The sequence below is a fragment of the Peribacillus sp. QJM3NY_7 genome, assembly GCF_056173225.1.
In genome coordinates this window covers 1,163,319-1,180,313 of sequence record NZ_CM149663.1, presented here as the reverse complement: position 1 = coordinate 1,180,313, position 16,995 = coordinate 1,163,319, and the positions used below count along the sequence as shown (strand labels likewise).

Below are 16,995 nucleotides of genomic sequence, written 5' to 3'. Positions count from 1 at the left end.
ATTTCATCCCCCTGTTGCCGCTTTCATGATCCGTTCTTGAGAGGCTTCTCCTATTTCCAGGTCAGCGGTCATTTGCCCCTCACTCATAACTAAGACCCGATCACATATACCAAGGATTTCCGGGAGGTCCGAAGAAATCATCAGTACAATGGCACCGCCTTCAACCAACTGATTCATTAAGCGATAGACCTCAACCTTTGCACCAACATCAATCCCTCTTGTAGGTTCATCAAAAATATAAACCTTTGCCTTTGTGCATAACCACTTGGCAATAACGACTTTTTGCTGATTTCCCCCGCTTAGATTTCTGGCATGAAGATCAATATTATTTGGACGTACCTTCAATTCCCTAATATAATTGTTTGCTTCTTCACGCAGACCTTTCAAATCAATGAGTCTGAATTTATTCGTGAATTTATTCATATTTGCCATGGCAATATTGAAATCAAGCGGCTGATCCAATAAGAGACCTTCGCTTTTCCTATCCTCCGTAATAAAAGCAATGCCTGCATCAATTGCATCCCTGGGTGATTTGATCCGAACCTCCTCCCCATGTATGTAGACCTTCCCTTTTCCCCTGTCATCTGCACTGAAAATGGCTCTTGCCAATTCTGTCCGTCCAGCTCCGACGAGTCCGGAGATTCCTACGATCTCACCGTGCCGGATTGAAAAGCTTACAGGTTCTTTGGTTCCGGCCACTACTATGTTTTCGACCTTGAACCCTTCACTGCCAAGCGTAAACGATTGCTTAGGATATTTTTCATCCAGCGCCCGGCCGACCATCAATTCGATCCAATGATCGGTTTCCGTTGTCTTGACCGGCAGCGTTTCAATTTTAAATCCGTCTCGAAGGATGGTAAGCCTATCACCCATTTGCCTGATTTCATCTAACCGATGGGAAATGAATAATATCGCAATGCCCTTTTGCGTAAGTTGTTCTACACATCGATATAACTGCTCCACTTCCGTTCCGCTAAGGCTGGAAGTCGGCTCATCCATAATAATTAACTTCACATCAAGGGTAAGCGCTTTCGCAATTTCCACAAGTTGTTGTTGTCCGATTCCCAGCTCTCCTAATTGCTTATCTGCCAGATCAGGGCTCTGACCAAGCATCTCTAAACAGCGTTTTGCTTCCTGACGCATTTCCTTTTGATTAAGTAATGAGAATTTTCCGCCGCGTTTCAATTCCCTTCCAAGGAATATATTTTCATATACCTTTAATTCTGGAATGACATTCAATTCCTGATAAATAGTCGCAATCCCTAGATTCATAGCATCAAGTGGTGTATCAAGTTGAACAGAATTACCTTCCCAAAAAATTTCTCCGGAATCTTTTTCATATGCTCCTGTTAAAATTTTTATCAGTGTGGATTTCCCTGCACCATTTTCCCCAAGCAATACATGAACTTCACCTGCCATTACATCTAAATCAATTCCTTTTAAAACATGGTTTTGACCAAAACTTTTTTTTATCCCTTTCATTTCAAGGAGATTTCCTGAATGATTAATCATGGGCAAACCTCTTTTCGTCATTTACCATCAGAGAAAGCGCTTTCCTAACTAAAGTATAGTTTTTTTATATTTACTTTTCAATACATTTATCGAATATTTTGTATTTTCTGAATTATTACCGCAGATATAATGAATTAAGCTCAACCTTTTTTCCCGTTTGATAGGATTCACGTGCTGCAAATGCTATTTCAAGTGCCTTTATGCCATCGTCCACTGTTACACTTGGTATTCCTCTATCCTCAACAACCTGAAAAAAACTCGCGAGTTCCAAATGGTAGGCATCGGTAAAACGAGTTGGAAAATCGGATAAGATATCATGCAGGTTACCCGATTTCGTTAAAATCTGTATATCATGATTTCGAAGATTCCCTATAAAGATAGACCCCTCCGTCCCAATGACCTCTCCACGGATATCGTAGCCATAATAGGCATTACGACTTGCCTCTGCATCCCCTGCAGCCCCAGATGAAAACTCCAAATAGGTAAGAGATTGATCAACATCTTGGTACTTTTCCATGAATGGATATTTTAGGATTCTTCCATGCGCATGAACTGAAGTCACTTCGGAATTCATTAAGTACCGGGCAATATCAAAATCATGAATGGATACATCGACAAACATACCGCCGCTATGTTGGATAAACGCTTCATGGGGTGAATGTGGATCACGGGAAATACCGCGGAAGTAAATCGGATCACCTATATCACCGGCATTGATCCTATTTTTGGCTGCAACATAAGCGGGATCGAACCTGCGCATGAATCCCACCTGGCAAATGGTATTGTTATTTTCTATTATTCTTTTAATTTCATTTGCTTCACTTAAATCTATCGTAAGTGGTTTTTCGACAAATATGGACTTGCCTGCTTCTGATGCTTTTTTCAACAAATCAAAATGTGTGCTTGTAGGAGAAGCTATGATTATTACTCCGATAGAATCGTCTTTAAGGATATCCTCTGGGTCGGTCGTGAAAGATGGCACTTCCAATTCAGTTGCAACACGCTTTGCCGTCTCTATATCGACATCACATATTGCCGCAAGTTCCGCGTTTCTAATTCTTGTAACTACATTCACTGCATGCCAATAGCCAAGTCTTCCAAGTCCAAGTACAGCTGCTCGAATTTTTTTTGACATATTATTTTTTCTCCTTTTAGTTAACTTTCGTCATCACGGACTCTCTGTTCAATGATTGGTAACCTTTTTCAAGATAACGGGCCATTTGAAGCGAATGATCGACATTATAATCTGGGTTCTTCCCTTCTAAAATACAGTCATGGAAATGTTCAATCTGATTTAAATATTGATCATCTTTATATCTCTCAAAAAGGATTACATTACCATTATCATCTTTTACTGTTATTTTACCGTGTTCATCATTCGATATGTCGGGTCGAAATGCGGAATCGACTGTAATGGATCCTTTAGGGCCAAAGATTTCATAACGATTAATAAATGAAAGTTCCAATGAAGCCGTAACTTCAGCAGTCCTTTTCTTAGCATCCAACAATACACAGGTTGATGTCATGTCAACACCATTGCCTTGATTCATTTTGCCGCTCATTGTGATTTGAACAGGTTTAAAGCCAACGATTTGCGTAACTGCATGCAAGCCGTAACATCCGACATCTCTCATGGCCCCTCCCCCTAGTTCCTGTTTCAAACGAATATCCCCAGAGTCTTCAAGCATCCAGGAAAAATGCGCTTTAACATGGTTGTATTCCCCGATCTTGTCAGATTCAAGTAATTCCTTAACTCGTTTATGTTGACTATGAAACTGATACATGAAGGCTTCCATGAAGACAACATCATTTTCTCGGGCTGCTGTTTTAACAGCGTGCATATCGGCTTCCGTTAAAGCTGCTGGTTTTTCAAGAAGAACATGTTTTCCCTTTTTCATGGCCTTCACCGCCCATTCTGCATGAAGAGAGTTAGGTAAAGGGATATAGACTGCGTCAATAGATGAATCTTCAATAAGATGTTCATACTTTTCATAAATATTGGACGAATTGAATCGCTTAGCCTTTTCTAAGCTTTTCGATGCTACGGCTACTAACTCTGCACGGTTTGAACGACTTATGGCCGGTAAAAATTCATCGAAGGCTATATTGGCAGCACTCATGATTCCCCAACGAATATTTCCCATCATTCACACTCCTCTATATTTTAGGAAAGCGCTTTCCTTTTCGCTATTGTAACTCACACATTTTCATTATTCAATTACATTTACAAAAATGTAAAAAAATATTTTTCAGAATTATCAGTCCTAATTATTTCAGTATAAGAAGCAATCTACTCTAAAGAAGATTCTAGAGACCACGACTTATATTTTATGTTTCTTTCTAGAAAAAAGAGGAAATAGTAAAGATACAATTATATTTAGAGGGAGCTCATTTATGGTAAATAAAATAAACGAAGAACTAGAAGCTTATTGTGCGAGTGAATATTCAAAGCTATCACGGGTAATTGTTTGTGAACCTCATTATATGGAGATCAGGGAGATCATTAACGAAACACAAAAAGAGTTTCAAGAAGAAAATATCGATCAAGCACTTGCCTTGGAGCAGCACGCACAATTTACAAAGGCTCTAGAACATGAAGGGATTGAAGTCATAAAACTTCCGCCTCAATTTACATATCCGGAACAAGTCTTTACGAGAGATATCGGTTTTACTCTTGGCGAAACCGTTTACGTAGCTGAGTTGGCAACAGGTATCAGGCAGGGTGAAGAACAAATATTGAAATCCTGGCTCGAAACGAATGGTATTTCATATTTCAACCTCCTCAAAAATCATATTGAGGGCGGGGATGTCCTTATTGACGGAAAAACCATTTATATTGGAATCAGTGAAAGAACGGATGAAACATCCGTCAAGCATCTTCAATCCTTATTACCGGAATACGAGGTCATAGCGGTTCCTTTCATTGAAACATTCCTTCATTTAGACTGTGTTTTCAATATCATATCACCGACAGAGGCGCTTATTTTTCCAGAGTCCTTTACAAAAAAAGAGATGGATTTATTAGCTTCACGTTATGACATGATTGAAGTGACGAAAGAAGAACAATTCACTTTAGGTACCAACGTGCTTTCGATTGGGAATAAAAAATTATTCAGTCTACCCTGTAATAAACAGGTAAATAGTCAGCTTCGTGAACGCGGATATGAAGTCATTGAAGTCGATATAAGCGAAATCATCAAGTCCGGTGGCTCTTTCCGTTGTTGCACCATGCCACTATTGAGGACAACAAAAAAGAAGACTGATTCAGCCTGAGCAGAATGGAAGAAACCGGACTTTTATGGAAGTCCGGTTTCTTTCACCTTATTGTTGTCAAACATTAATTTTCAATGGAATTTGCGACCACCCCTTAAAAAGGCTGGCTGCATTATATAACTCTGATGATAGTCGGGCACATGAGAGTTCAAAAAATGCTTGTCCGGAAGTTTTTGAAAGCAAGGATCTCCTCTATACATCAATTAAGCAGTCTTAATATAATTTCAGAATCCTTTCTATTTAACTGTACATACTGGCTATGTTCGTCCTTCGTCAATTCTACAATATTTTCATCCGTATTAACCCAGGCATAATATACGGAAATTTCACCTTCGTTTTTCTGATCATTAAAATAAAAGATGAAGTCCGCCTTAGGATGATCCTTCTCCAGCGCGAATTCTTCCCAATCGGCATTCTTTATTATTTCTTTGGTTTTTTCTGTTTTCCCCAATTCTATCTTTTCTTTATATGCTTCGAATTTGTAGTGTTTACCTTCATATTTTTGAACGGAAATATGTTCTTGCTTTGTTGTGCAACCTGAAGCCAACGTTATTGATATTAAGCAAAGTCCTACCAGGGGCGCTTTCCTTTTCATTACATGTCATCTCCTCATACCCAAATGGATTAATTATCCAATACCTATCATTATACTAGTCCTCGCAAAAGAGTAATAGGATTGTTTGTCTATTTAGTAACAGTAAAAAACCCTCAAGTTTATAACTTGAGGGTTTTTTAACCTTTATCCCTTGGGCATATGTCTCGCATTCAACCAAACCATACAGAAAATAGTTCCTCGTTGATGCCGAGATTGTACATATAATAGATTCCGAAAAGCGTGCTTATCACACCTGTCAATCGGATGAGTGAGTGATTGACTTTTTTGGAGGAAGAGCTTGTGACAAAGGGGATGCTTAAAATCGTAGTGAACAGAAGCATGCCCATACAAGTACCTACACCAAATATGATAATGTAGATTGCCCCCTGCCACGCTGCATCTATCGTACTTAAAGTAAGAAGGACCATTGCAGCACTGCCTGCAAGTCCGTGGACAATTCCCACTAACATCGATTTCAGATATGTAGCCCGGCCTGTATGGTCATGCCGCTTCGTTTGCTTCCAAGAAAAAATCGTCGTGATACCTAAATACACCAGCATGATTCCCACAAGAAATTCCAATGACATTGCCCAAGCTTCCGGAATTTCGTTTTTCAAAAGGATTAGGATGACACCGAACACCAAAAGAGTAAGTGTATGACCGATTCCCCAAAATACGCCTGCAAGTGAAGATTTCCATATTTTCTTGCTTTGGCTCGCAATCGTAGAAACGGCAATGATATGATCGGGTTCCAGAGCATGCTTGATGCCTAATACAAATCCAATCGCTAAAACAAGCAATAAACTCATTTCCATAATACACCGCCTTCCCTTTACTAATATTTACGATAAAAAATCGGATCCTCCCGAAGGATCCTCCTTCGAAAGAGATCCTCACAAACTGAAAATACCTTTTCTATATGTTGAGTTTGATTTGCCAATACCCGCAGCATCAGACCACGTATTGGCAGCCGGGAAAAACCTATTCTAACTTTGCTTCCTAACGGGGAAAGCATTTCATCGAGTTCGGTAATGAATGCCCCATCCACCTCATGATATATCAATAATAGCGAGCCAAAATGACTATATCCTTCCAATAATAGTACAGAGTCCATCTCGTCTGAAGGATTCAGAAACAAGTGGTCCATTAACAGCCTTTTACCATCTTGAAACACGTTCGTTTTGGAGCGGATCCAATCATATGTGAATGCCCCCCTACTCTCTGACCATCCTGGTGTAAATATATCAGTCATCAACAATCCCGCTCCGCTTTCCATATGTATCGTCGTATCCTGAATATATCGAGCAGATTCATAGGCAATTACGGGGTCCTGCACATAGGTAAGGAAACTTTCCTTTTTTAGTACTAACTCGGTTTTCTGCACTGCCGGCTCATCCATCGTCTTGTATATCTTTGTCGCAGACTGCGTCGTTAATGTTATTGTTGCCCCTTCTTCCAAACAAAAAAGCTGATGGTACTTGTCACCACCTACATAGCCTCCTCCAACATGAATGAGAAAATAGGTAGGTGAAAGTTCATCAAAAAACACAGGACGGGACAATTTGAATGCCCCGTCATAATAAGTATCACTCACTATCGTTCGAGCATTTTTCAGTTCCGCCTTTAAGCGAATGCTGCCTGTCCAACTCACTGCTCAAGACCCACTAGAAACGCCTCTGACTTTATCCAGTTCACGACATCAGTCAAACCCTTTTCTTCTTTTAAGTTAGTAAAAAAGAAAGGTTTATCCCCTCGGGTCGTTAATGTATCCCTCTCCATCACTTCCAGGCTTGCTCCTACATACGGGGCCAAGTCCGTTTTATTAATGATGAATAAATCCGATTTAATCATTCCCTGGCCACCTTTCCGGGGGATTTTCTCCCCTTGTGCGACATCAATGATATAGATTGAAAAGTCAACGAGTTCAGGGCTGAAGGTCGCCGCTAAATTATCACCGCCGCTCTCCACAAAAATCAAATCCAGTTCCGGATGGAGTTCCATCAACTCATCAATGGCTGCAAAATTCATCGAGGCGTCCTCACGTATCGCTGTATGAGGACAGCCGCCGGTTTCCACACCAATGATCCGATTTTCAGGAAGTACACCATTTTTCATTAAAAACAGCGCATCTTCTTTTGTATATATATCATTCGTTACAACTGCCATGCTGAAGTCATTTTCCATTACCCGTGTCAACTTCTCGACAAGCATTGTTTTTCCGGCACCAACTGGGCCGCCTACTCCTATTTTGACTACTTGTTTCATCTATTATCGATTTACCTCTATGAGGCAAACCTGTCACCTCTTTTCTGGTTAACTCATAAATAGTCTTACATGTAAATTCTCATGCCTCATTTGGGCGATTTCCAATCCCGGCAGTGTCCGTCCGAGTTCATCCTCCGGAAGTGCTTTAATGAATGCAACGGCTGTCTGGATGACCTCATGTGACCACAATAACAAGGATTGTCCAGCTGTCTGACCCAAAGGGATTCCTCTTACTGCATTTTGGATAAGCGAGGACACAGCTGCATACAAACAGGCATGAATGGCCATTTCTACGGTAAGGTTCAGTTTGGTACACACAAGCGCAAATACAATGGCCGGATGTCCATAGCATTGTTTTCCTTGGATTTTCTTCAAGTATGCCAATAACTCTTCGGATGGATATAAGTTCGAGCATAGTTTAGCCATCTGCTGTCCAATTCTTTTCGAGGCTTCCCTGGATTCCCGGGCGGAACATGCGGCATAAAGCAACTCATCCAGATCCCATATTTTTTCAACCCTTTGACTACTTACGAATTCATATGCAAGCCGGCACCCCAGTCCATCTGTATAGGTTAAAGATTTAGAAATGTATACCTTCAAAAACGCCTTTAAAGAAGTTGCATCATGTACCTTCCCTTCTTGAATGTAAGTCTCCATCCCGAATGAATGGGAGAACGAACCAGAAGGAAAATTGGAATCACAAAGCTGGATCAACGGAAACAAACGTTCAATCATGTGAATGTCCGATATGACGGAATGCCTGCTTCACCTTCCTCTTTTCACGACGAAACGGTATATCAAGTTCCATTAAAAGCTCTTCCACCAGGTAATCATATTGAACAAGCATTTCATCCCCATCAAACTGGGCAGGTAAGTGGCGATTTCCCAATTGATGCGCAATATCGCCCATCTGCCCTAGAGTTGTAGGCAAGATCGTCAAAATATCATCATCTATCGTATGGATCACGATCATATTATTTTCATCCATATAAAGGATGTCGCCATCCATCAAATCCTTGTTTTCTTTAAGGCGTATCCCAATTTCATTTCCATGATCCGTTTTAACCCTTAGTATCCGTTTTCTTAATGCATCGCTTTCCAGATAAACCTTTTCCATATGTTTCGCTTTTTTTTCAATAGACTCTATATTTCCCAATACTTCTTCAACTATCATGTCATCACCTCAGAATAAAAAGTATCGTTGAGCCATCGGCAGGATTTCCGCTGGCTCACACGTAATTAAACCACCATCCACCGTCACTTCATATGTTTGCGGATCAACTTCTATGACGGGGGTCTCCCCGTTTAACTTCATATCTTTTTTTGTAAGATTGCGAATATTCGAGACAGTCTTCACTATTTTTTTCAAATCCAGGTCATCATGAATTCCCGCTTCATATGACGCTTTTGATAGGAACGTAATCGACGTACTCTCAACGGCCTTTCCAAAACTTGCAAACATCGGGCGGTATAACACCGGTTGAGGAGTTGGAATCGAAGCATTCGGATCGCCCATCATACTGTGCGCGATCATGCCTCCTTTTAGAATCATGTCCGGTTTAACCCCGAAAAAGGCAGGATCCCATAGCACCAAGTCAGCGAATTTCCCTTCTTCCACAGATCCGACGACATCAGAAATCCCATGTGTAATTGCAGGATTTATCGTATATTTGGCAATATAACGCTTAACGCGAAAATTGTCTCCTTCCCCTGTATCCTCCAGCATTTTGCCACGCTGCTTTTTCATCTTATCGGCCGTCTGCCATGTTCGCAGAATAACTTCTCCTACACGCCCCATCGCTTGGGAATCGGAGCTGATCATGCTAAAGACGCCCAGGTCATGAAGAATGTCTTCAGCTGCAATGGTCTCTTTTCTTATCCTGGAATCAGCAAAAGCGATATCTTCCGGAACGGATGGATCCAAATGATGGCATACCATCAGCATATCCAAATGCTCTTCCAACGTATTGATGGTGTATGGACGGGTAGGGTTCGTCGAGGACGGGAGAATATTCGGATAACTAGCCGCCTTGATGATATCAGGGGCATGCCCCCCACCCGCTCCTTCGGTATGATATGTATGAATGACACGGCCGTCTATCGCTCTGATCGTATCCTCGACGAAACCACCTTCATTAAGCGTGTCGGAATGAATCGCCACTTGAACATCGTATTCGTCAGCCACCATTAAACTAGTATCGATGGCTGCAGCCGTCGTACCCCAATCTTCATGTAACTTCAGCCCGATGGCACCAGCCTCTATTTGCTCAGCAAGTGGTTCTTTGGCAGAGGAATTGCCTTTACCCAAAAAACCGAGATTCATGGGGAAATGATCTGCTGCTTCGAGCATTTTATGTATATTCCAAGCTCCCGGAGTACACGTCGTGGCGTTCGTTCCCGTTGCAGGTCCGGTTCCCCCACCGATCATTGTCGTGATCCCGCTTGACAGTGCAGTCTCTATTTGCTGCGGGGCAATGAAATGGATGTGAGCATCAATACCACCAGCTGTAACGATCTTTCCTTCAGCTGCAATTATTTCAGTAGCTGCTCCTATCACCATTGTCACCCCATCCATCAATAAGGGATTTCCCGCTTTTCCTATAGCTGCAATATTTCCTTCCTTCACGCCAACGTCCGCTTTATAAATGCCTGTATAATCGATGATGATTGCGTTGGTGAAAACAAGATCCATCACCTCATCTCTTGAAGCGGTTGGATGTTGCCCCATACCATCCCGGATCACTTTACCACCGCCAAATTTCACTTCATCCCCATACTTTGTAAAATCCTTTTCCACTTCTATGAAAAGCTCGGTATCTGCCAATCTAATTAAATCCCCTGTTGTGGGACCAAACATGTCGGCATATTGCTTACGTGACATTTCATGACTCATATTTTCACTCCTTATCAAGCGGACCATTCGTTTTATTACTTAATCCATAAACTTCCCTCTTGCCGCTGAATGGGACCAGTTCGATTTCCTTCGCATCGCCCGGCTCAAAACGGACAGCTGTACCAGCAGGAATGTTAAGCCTTTTCCCAAAAGCATTCTCACGAATGAACTCCAGTCCAAGATTCACTTCATAAAAGTGAAAGTGTGAGCCAATCTGTATAGGACGGTCTCCCCTGTTGATGACCGTTATGACCGTTGAGATCTTTCCCTCGTTACATACGACCGGTTCTTTTTTCAAGATATATTCACCTGGTATCATGGCCTCCTCCTCCTTACTGAATCGGATTATGAACAGTCACAAGCTTTGTACCGTCCGGAAACGTTGCCTCAACTTGAATATCATGAATAATCTCAGGAATTCCATCCATAACATCTTCACTTGAAAGAATAGTCCTGCCAAATTGCATCAGTTCCGATACTGATTTCCCATCTCTGGCCCCTTCGACTATTTCATAGGTAATTAAGGCAATGGATTCCGGATAGTTCAATTTCAAGCCGCGATCTTTTCGCCTTCTTGCCAAATCTGCCGCCACTACAACCATTAACTTTTCCTGTTCCCTTGCTGTTAAACGCATACCCTCTCTCCTTTTGCCAAACTATCCCGCCAATCAATTCCAAGTATCCCCATTAAATCGGTTGCACTCTTCCCTCGCTATAAATGCATATACTTACTTTAATCACCGACATCTTGTTTCTCGTTCCGCACCTTTACTTTACATATTAGTGTAAGATTACCTAACATTATTTTAATTATATTAAACTATCTGACAATTACAACCCTTGAAATGAAATAAATTGTAAATTGATAAGCCTTCCCCTTTTGAAAAGACTTATCTAAAATTTGATAATATTGAAATATACTTGCTATAATTTTCATGAGTAGCGGTAAGCAATACAAGATTGAAAGGGGAATGTAAAATGAATTATGTTAAAAATCAACTGACAGCCATGCGCAGCAATCTTTTAAAAGAAATTGAGGGAATCAATCCAGAGTTCATGGATGTACAGCCTGAAGGTTTTAATAATACAATCCATTGGCACATGGGACATGTACTTTCTGCAGCGGAAAAATTTTTATTGAACTCCAGCAGCAATTTGCCAGAGAATTACGGGCAGCTATTCGGATATGGTTCAAAACCTGCCGACTGGACCGGAGATGTACCTACCGTTGAAGTATTAAAGCAACAGTTGCAAGAACAACTTGATCGACTTCTTGAAATTCCGGAAGAACGATTGACCGAAAAAACAGCGCAGCCTTTCAACGGAATGGAAACAGTGGGAGAATTCATTAATTTTGTAGTCTTGCACGAAACCAATCATATAGGCCAAATTCACGCAATGAAACTATTCATAGAATCCAATAATAACTAAGAGTAAGTAACTGTCATCCTGTTTTTCTTGAAATGGGAGTGGCAGTTCTTTTATTTAGGACGAAAAATTACAGTTTTGGTGCGTTTGCACGTACGTTTGGAGCATATACTCGTGAGTTTTTGGCTTTTACTCATAAAATTCTAGCGTTACTCGGTAATTCGGAGCTTTATTTCGTGAATTCGGAGCGATACTCGTGAGTTTAGTGCAAATACTCGTGAATTTTATGCTTTTACTCGTGAATTTGGTGCAAATACTCGTGAATTCGAGCGTTACTCGTGATTTTCGATCTTTTACTCGTGAGTTTAGTGCAAATACTCGTGAATTCGAGCGTTACTCGTGAATTTCGATCTTTTACTCGTGAGTTTAGTGCAAATACTCGTGAATTTTATGCTTTTACTCGTGAATTTGGTGCAAATACTCGTGAATTTTATGCTTTTACTCGTGAATTTGGTGCAAATACTCGTAAATTCGAGCGTTACTCGTGAATGAAATTTAAAAAAGCCCCCGCTTTTTATAGCGTGGGCTTTCGTCTGTTCACCCGTAAAGCTGAGTAAACGCCTCTCAAGTCATCTGGTCCTGGTTTTCCATATAATCACTGTATGCTTTTTCCGCTGAGGCTTCCGAAGTGAACAAAGCATCATCATCCTCGATCGTATGAAATGTATCATTCAGGAACAAGGCAACTGCATTGGGATCTTTGGGGTGCGGAACAATTTCCGCTGCCCTGATATTCGAAACTGTAGGGACATGGGGATTATTATAAATCACAAAAACCTCGTCACCGACCTGCACTTCTTTTGCATTGATTACACCCATTGAATTCTTCCTTTCCATTACTGATTTTCCTTTAGTTTATGGAAAGAAACTTATAATTATTTATGAAAGATGACAGACCTCGCAAGCGGCGTTATCTGAATGGGGCCCCTTCAACAGAAGGAACCCCGCCATTCACTTAAGCATATTCATTTTTTGTAAAAATTCGATCGGATGCTGTTTCCGGAAAAACTCCCTAAGCATATAGGCAACTCCATCTTGATCATTGGAGCGCGTCACCCATTTTGCCACTTTCCGTACTTCCTCATCCGCATTGCCCATGGCAACTCCCAGACCAGAACCGGCAATCATCTCCATATCATCCAATCCATCGCCAATCGAGACGATCTCCGTTCTTTTCACCTTTAAATGGTCCGCTAAATACAATACACCACTCCATTTAGATACACCCTTCGGAACGATTGTCAGTTTATGTCCTGGGTGTAAGACTGCATCTACCTCAGGGAACATTTCCTTTATCAATTTCAACATATCATTTCGAGCATTTTTTTCTGGAAATATAATGTCCATCTTCGTCGGGGCCATCGGCTGATCAATAAGCTCTTCACTGATATCATCCACATAATTTTGAGCATAAATATTTTGGTCATTCAAATACATAACCGATTTACCAAGCAAATTCTCCGGGAGGTTCACCCGATTGCCCAGCGAGTATTTTTCATGAATGAGCAATATTTGGCACGTGGTCTTTTCAAGCATTTGCACGAGCTCTGCAGTCAGTTCTTCTGATATTCTTTTTACCATTATCGGCTTTTCCATGGAAGCTCCGACAAAGGCTCCTTGCTGAGCAACGATCATCGGATTTATTTTGAGGGCTTTGGCCACTTTTTTTGCTGAGTGATAGTTTCTTGACGTCACAAGTGCAACATGGACACCTTTTTGGTGAACATAATCTATTGCTTCTTTAGTCGATTTATTTAAACGGCCATTCGACTGGAGCAATGTCCCGTCGATATTGACCGCAAGTAGTCGATATACCATGCTGATCTCTCCCATCTGTTGTATCCTCTTTCAAAATTTATGACTAAAATTTCGAGAATAGAACAAATAGTGGTTCACGACCCTTGTACTTGTGCTTTCAGGGAACAAAAAAACCCCCAACCATTAAAGTAGGGAGTCTCCAACTGCTTATTGCTGTTGCTCAGGCAAGCCATATAAATCTTCAAGCGGCTTCATGATAATTTTATTGAGGTCTGCGATGACCATGCTCATCCGTTGTTCAGCTTCCATCAATTGTGAAATGGTTGGGTTTTGTTGGACAAGCTGTACCGTCTTTTGTGCTTGCTCAACCTCTTCCGGTGCAATCTCCTGTCCCATCATTTGCTTTTGCTGCAATGACATTTGCAGATTACGGAAGTTTTCAAACATTCCTTTTGTAGCTTCATCAGAATTCACAAGATCATATAAGCGTTGCAAATCGGCATATTCATTACTTGCCCTAATCGCCTTTTCCATTTCATACGCTGCATCATATACGTTACTCATTTATTTCCCCTCCCGGTAATCATTGTATTCCTACACCTTTTCCACTATAACAAATCCGATTGAGAATTACACGTCATCCTATTAAAACAGTTACAAAACCTTGAAATAAACCGATGATTCCACCAAGCAAAGCCCCAAGGTATGTGATCATCGACAATTCCTTCTTAGTGATGGAAACGACCATTTCCTCTAGACGGGACACCGAAAAGGACGAAACCTGTTCTTCCACGATATCGTCCAAATGCAGTTTTTGGAAAAGCGGCTGGAAATGATTGATTACGTACTCGGCAACTTTTTCCACTAAAATCGGAACGCCCTCTCCACGATAATGTCCGAGAAATCGGCAGTCAATTCTCGAACCGGCTTATTCATGATCGAAGCGACAGGCAGCATTTCAGCCGTTTTTTCGGTAATCCATTGTTTTATCGTTTCTCTCCCGATCATTCCCTCGAATTTCTCTATATCCCTTTTCTCGAGATTTCCCCACTCTTCCACCAACATCACTGACAATATATCAATCGTTCTCGATTGTTCAAAAAATTTAATGATTTCCGGCTGAATCTTATCAATTAACTTTTCGTTTCCAATGAACAGCTGAATTAAATTGATCAGCTTGCCCCGTTCCTTGAAAAAATCATCCAACATGTCTTCAAGATGGCGTTTGCCTTCCGCACTGTAAAACATTCTTTTTCCTTTTTCACGATGAAATGTGACAAAGCAGGAATCGAGTCGAGGGCTTTTGGCTGAAGGTGCGGGGGGACGATATCTTTCAAGCTCTTGCTCATGTTCTCTTCCGACCATATTTCATATTTACCGAGAATGAATGTTTGTAACCGCTGTTCTAGCATTAAATGAAGAATTCTTCATTCCCAATTGATCAGGCAATTGAGCAGTACTTTTTTGTGTGGACAATGCTTTCTTTACTTCTGCCTGGACGAAAATTTTCATATTCTGTATAGAGGCATCATTGATGACTTTACTTTGAATGCTCCTTGGTGTGATTAAATGATCGACCACCAATTTGCCTAATTGTTTAGCTAACTCATCCTGCCGCTTCGGAATCAACCCTGGTGCTTCCCAAAAATATGGATTGGCTTATACGGTCTGAATAGCATTCTGATAGCCAATAAATTAGTGAAGCCACCTATTACTGCAACAACGACGACCATAAACAGTATCTTTACCCAAAACTCACCCATGAAATTTCTTCTTTTATTGCTTGAAATAAAGGCTTGATGACACCTTCTAATTAAAAAATCATAGAATGTGTTATCCACATTTGCCCATCATTTAATTATTAAAGGATATCAAACTTAGTGCAAACGGGGAATTATTATGAACCTTGACCATCAGAAAGTTTACATTACGGTAAATCCCGCAGAGACTAGAAAGAAGGCGCTATTGTTTATCGAAGAAAAATTATTTGAGGAATGGGACCTTCAATTTGGAGAACCCGTAACGATAATGGCTGGATGCCGTTCCGTCCCGGTACTTGTCCAGCCATTCCCGTCATCCCAGCCTACATTGAAACTTTCATATGATATGAACCAAATTTTATCCTTACCCGTTTTTTCCGATCCAATCTCCGTCTCATACCATGCGGATGAAAGGTCAATTAAAATAGGCCCATTCTTCGCTTCACTCATGAACCAGACTCCCTTGCAAGACGGGACATTCGGCGAGATGGAAAAATTTTATCAGGAAATGAAATCATATTGTAATCAGCAAGGCATCCCCTTCTATTTAGTTAAACTGCAGTCTCTTCAAGATGGGGTTGTGGAAGGCTACCTGCCAGGGCAAGGTGGCTGGAAAGCCTTGCCCCTCCCCATCCCTGATGTATTTTATAACCGGATACATTCGCGCAAACTTGAGCAATCGCCTTCTTTCAAGCTGTTTAAAACTGAACTGGAGGAACGGTCGATTCCGATGTTCAACGGAAGGTTCCTCTCCAAACATGATGTACACGAACTACTGATTTTAGAGGATGAGCTATTGCCAAATTTGCCAGAGACGATATTGTTTAACGAAAAGGAACCTTTCTTGACATTTATAGAAAAGCATTCGGTAATCTACTTTAAACCCGCATCGGGCAGCCAAGGCAGGAATATTTGCAGATTAACGCAAGTAGCTGGAAAATGGAAAATCGAGCAATCCGGACATCTCCAGAATGTACATTTTGCTGATACGGATGAAAAGTTGTTTGAAACCTTAAAAAATTTTTCCAGAAAACGATCCTTCATTCTTCAAAAAGGGATTTCCCTATTCGAAACCGATCAGAGAAAGGTTGATTTCCGCATACTGCTTCACCGGAACGAACAGCTTGAATGGAAAGTTACATCAATGGTTGCCCGGATTGGGGATCCTGGTACTATTGTTTCCAATCTTGCACAAGGCGGATTGATGAAAAATGGGCCGGATTTTTTAAAAGAAGCATTTGAACTTCAGGACGCCAGCCGCATATATCAAAAGCTCGTCCGGCTGGCTAAAAACACTGCGGAGACCTTAGTCGAAAACCTTGACGATTCATTCGGTGAGCTAGGGATCGATTTAGCACTGGATACCGATACCCATCCATGGATCATCGAAGTGAATTCAAAACCTTCGAAAAAATTTCAAGGCAACTATGAAACCTTTCGTCCATCAGTAAAATCAATCATAGATTTCATGCTTGCCCTTAACCGCGAAAACCATCCATAAAAGGAGTTGC

Annotated in this window: 23 protein-coding genes; 4 read left to right on the top strand and 19 right to left on the bottom strand. The window is 41.1% G+C overall.

Translation table 11 applies throughout. From position 1 onward, the window contains the following. Window positions 1-3 precede the first annotated feature (3 nt). From AC0VX1_RS05635 to AC0VX1_RS05625, 3 genes are all read right to left on the bottom strand, one after another. Window positions 4-1,512 carry a sugar ABC transporter ATP-binding protein gene (locus tag AC0VX1_RS05635; protein ID WP_475470308.1) on the bottom strand — a complete coding sequence of 503 codons (1,509 nt, stop codon included), beginning with the start codon at window positions 1,510-1,512 and terminating at the stop codon, window positions 4-6. Between the two features lie 115 nt (window positions 1,513-1,627). After that, window positions 1,628-2,647, bottom strand: coding sequence for a Gfo/Idh/MocA family oxidoreductase (locus tag AC0VX1_RS05630; protein ID WP_475470306.1), 1,020 nt, complete (start codon window positions 2,645-2,647; stop codon window positions 1,628-1,630). A 16-nt stretch (window positions 2,648-2,663) separates the two neighbouring features. After that, window positions 2,664-3,656, bottom strand: a complete 993-nt coding sequence (locus tag AC0VX1_RS05625; RefSeq protein ID WP_475470304.1) for a Gfo/Idh/MocA family protein — start codon at window positions 3,654-3,656, stop codon at window positions 2,664-2,666. Between the two features lie 250 nt (window positions 3,657-3,906). Here AC0VX1_RS05625 and AC0VX1_RS05620 point away from each other — a divergent pair, with 250 nt between their 5' ends. Next, window positions 3,907-4,785 (top strand): dimethylarginine dimethylaminohydrolase family protein, encoded by an 879-nt coding sequence (locus AC0VX1_RS05620; RefSeq protein ID WP_249597002.1) that lies wholly within the window; start codon window positions 3,907-3,909, stop codon window positions 4,783-4,785. 199 nt (window positions 4,786-4,984) lie between these two features. Here the strand turns inward: AC0VX1_RS05620 and AC0VX1_RS05615 are convergent, their stop codons facing one another. The 9 genes from AC0VX1_RS05615 to AC0VX1_RS05575 all read right to left on the bottom strand — a co-directional run bounded on the left by AC0VX1_RS05615 (window position 4,985) and on the right by AC0VX1_RS05575 (window position 11,173). After that, complete coding sequence (locus AC0VX1_RS05615; RefSeq protein WP_145504912.1) at window positions 4,985-5,380, bottom strand: hypothetical protein; 396 nt, start codon at window positions 5,378-5,380, stop codon at window positions 4,985-4,987. A gap of 170 nt (window positions 5,381-5,550) precedes the next feature. After that, entirely contained in the window at window positions 5,551-6,195 is a 645-nt protein-coding gene (locus AC0VX1_RS05610) for a HoxN/HupN/NixA family nickel/cobalt transporter (protein ID WP_063577120.1), read from the bottom strand. Between the two features lie 20 nt (window positions 6,196-6,215). Beyond that, window positions 6,216-7,031, bottom strand: coding sequence for an urease accessory protein UreD (locus tag AC0VX1_RS05605; RefSeq protein WP_364282161.1), 816 nt, complete (start codon window positions 7,029-7,031; stop codon window positions 6,216-6,218). Next, complete coding sequence (ureG, locus tag AC0VX1_RS05600) at window positions 7,028-7,645, bottom strand: urease accessory protein UreG (protein WP_191929087.1); 618 nt, start codon at window positions 7,643-7,645, stop codon at window positions 7,028-7,030. The genes AC0VX1_RS05605 and ureG overlap by 4 nt, the downstream gene beginning before the upstream one ends. 48 nt (window positions 7,646-7,693) lie before the next feature. Then, the gene (locus AC0VX1_RS05595) at window positions 7,694-8,380 is read right to left on the bottom strand and encodes an urease accessory protein UreF (protein ID WP_475470301.1); all 687 of its coding nucleotides are present in this window, start codon (window positions 8,378-8,380) and stop codon (window positions 7,694-7,696) included. After that, window positions 8,373-8,819 carry an urease accessory protein UreE gene (ureE, locus tag AC0VX1_RS05590; RefSeq protein ID WP_475470300.1) on the bottom strand — a complete coding sequence of 149 codons (447 nt, stop codon included), beginning with the start codon at window positions 8,817-8,819 and terminating at the stop codon, window positions 8,373-8,375. The genes AC0VX1_RS05595 and ureE overlap by 8 nt, the downstream gene beginning before the upstream one ends. Window positions 8,820-8,828: 9 nt before the next feature. Then, window positions 8,829-10,538, bottom strand: a complete 1,710-nt coding sequence (gene ureC / locus AC0VX1_RS05585) for an urease subunit alpha (protein ID WP_475470298.1) — start codon at window positions 10,536-10,538, stop codon at window positions 8,829-8,831. A gap of 4 nt (window positions 10,539-10,542) precedes the next feature. Beyond that, the gene (locus AC0VX1_RS05580) at window positions 10,543-10,857 is read right to left on the bottom strand and encodes an urease subunit beta (RefSeq protein WP_063577125.1); all 315 of its coding nucleotides are present in this window, start codon (window positions 10,855-10,857) and stop codon (window positions 10,543-10,545) included. A gap of 13 nt (window positions 10,858-10,870) precedes the next feature. After that, window positions 10,871-11,173 (bottom strand): urease subunit gamma, encoded by a 303-nt coding sequence (locus AC0VX1_RS05575; protein ID WP_048687392.1) that lies wholly within the window; start codon window positions 11,171-11,173, stop codon window positions 10,871-10,873. Between the two features lie 343 nt (window positions 11,174-11,516). Between AC0VX1_RS05575 and AC0VX1_RS05570 the strand changes: the two genes are divergently transcribed. After that, entirely contained in the window at window positions 11,517-11,969 is a 453-nt protein-coding gene (locus AC0VX1_RS05570) for a DinB family protein (protein WP_475470296.1), read from the top strand. A gap of 275 nt (window positions 11,970-12,244) precedes the next feature. Beyond that, window positions 12,245-12,454, top strand: coding sequence for a hypothetical protein (locus tag AC0VX1_RS05565; RefSeq protein ID WP_475470294.1), 210 nt, complete (start codon window positions 12,245-12,247; stop codon window positions 12,452-12,454). A 76-nt stretch (window positions 12,455-12,530) separates the two neighbouring features. Here AC0VX1_RS05565 and AC0VX1_RS05560 read toward each other — a convergent pair whose 3' ends face one another. From AC0VX1_RS05560 to AC0VX1_RS05530, 7 genes are all read right to left on the bottom strand, one after another. Further along, on the bottom strand, window positions 12,531-12,803 hold the full coding sequence (locus AC0VX1_RS05560; RefSeq protein ID WP_475470292.1) for a transcriptional regulator SplA domain-containing protein: 273 nt from the start codon (window positions 12,801-12,803) through the stop codon (window positions 12,531-12,533). A 114-nt stretch (window positions 12,804-12,917) separates the two neighbouring features. Beyond that, window positions 12,918-13,784, bottom strand: a complete 867-nt coding sequence (locus AC0VX1_RS05555; RefSeq protein ID WP_057275891.1) for a Cof-type HAD-IIB family hydrolase — start codon at window positions 13,782-13,784, stop codon at window positions 12,918-12,920. Between the two features lie 147 nt (window positions 13,785-13,931). Beyond that, window positions 13,932-14,288, bottom strand: a complete 357-nt coding sequence (locus AC0VX1_RS05550; protein WP_034314741.1) for a YlbF/YmcA family competence regulator — start codon at window positions 14,286-14,288, stop codon at window positions 13,932-13,934. 73 nt (window positions 14,289-14,361) lie between these two features. Continuing rightward, the gene (locus AC0VX1_RS05545) at window positions 14,362-14,589 is read right to left on the bottom strand and encodes a DUF445 family protein (RefSeq protein WP_475470289.1); all 228 of its coding nucleotides are present in this window, start codon (window positions 14,587-14,589) and stop codon (window positions 14,362-14,364) included. After that, window positions 14,589-14,972, bottom strand: coding sequence for a hypothetical protein (locus tag AC0VX1_RS05540; protein WP_475470287.1), 384 nt, complete (start codon window positions 14,970-14,972; stop codon window positions 14,589-14,591). Before AC0VX1_RS05540 ends, AC0VX1_RS05545 begins: the two co-directional genes overlap by 1 nt. Before the next feature lie 126 nt (window positions 14,973-15,098). Further along, a complete protein-coding gene (locus AC0VX1_RS05535; protein WP_475470285.1) occupies window positions 15,099-15,353 on the bottom strand; it encodes a hypothetical protein in 255 nt (84 codons plus the stop codon). 374 nt (window positions 15,354-15,727) lie between these two features. Continuing rightward, window positions 15,728-15,934 (bottom strand): hypothetical protein, encoded by a 207-nt coding sequence (locus AC0VX1_RS05530; RefSeq protein WP_162259522.1) that lies wholly within the window; start codon window positions 15,932-15,934, stop codon window positions 15,728-15,730. A 37-nt stretch (window positions 15,935-15,971) separates the two neighbouring features. Between AC0VX1_RS05530 and AC0VX1_RS05525 the strand changes: the two genes are divergently transcribed. Further along, on the top strand, window positions 15,972-16,985 hold the full coding sequence (locus AC0VX1_RS05525) for a YheC/YheD family endospore coat-associated protein (protein ID WP_162259521.1): 1,014 nt from the start codon (window positions 15,972-15,974) through the stop codon (window positions 16,983-16,985). Window positions 16,986-16,995: the final 10 nt, after the last annotated feature.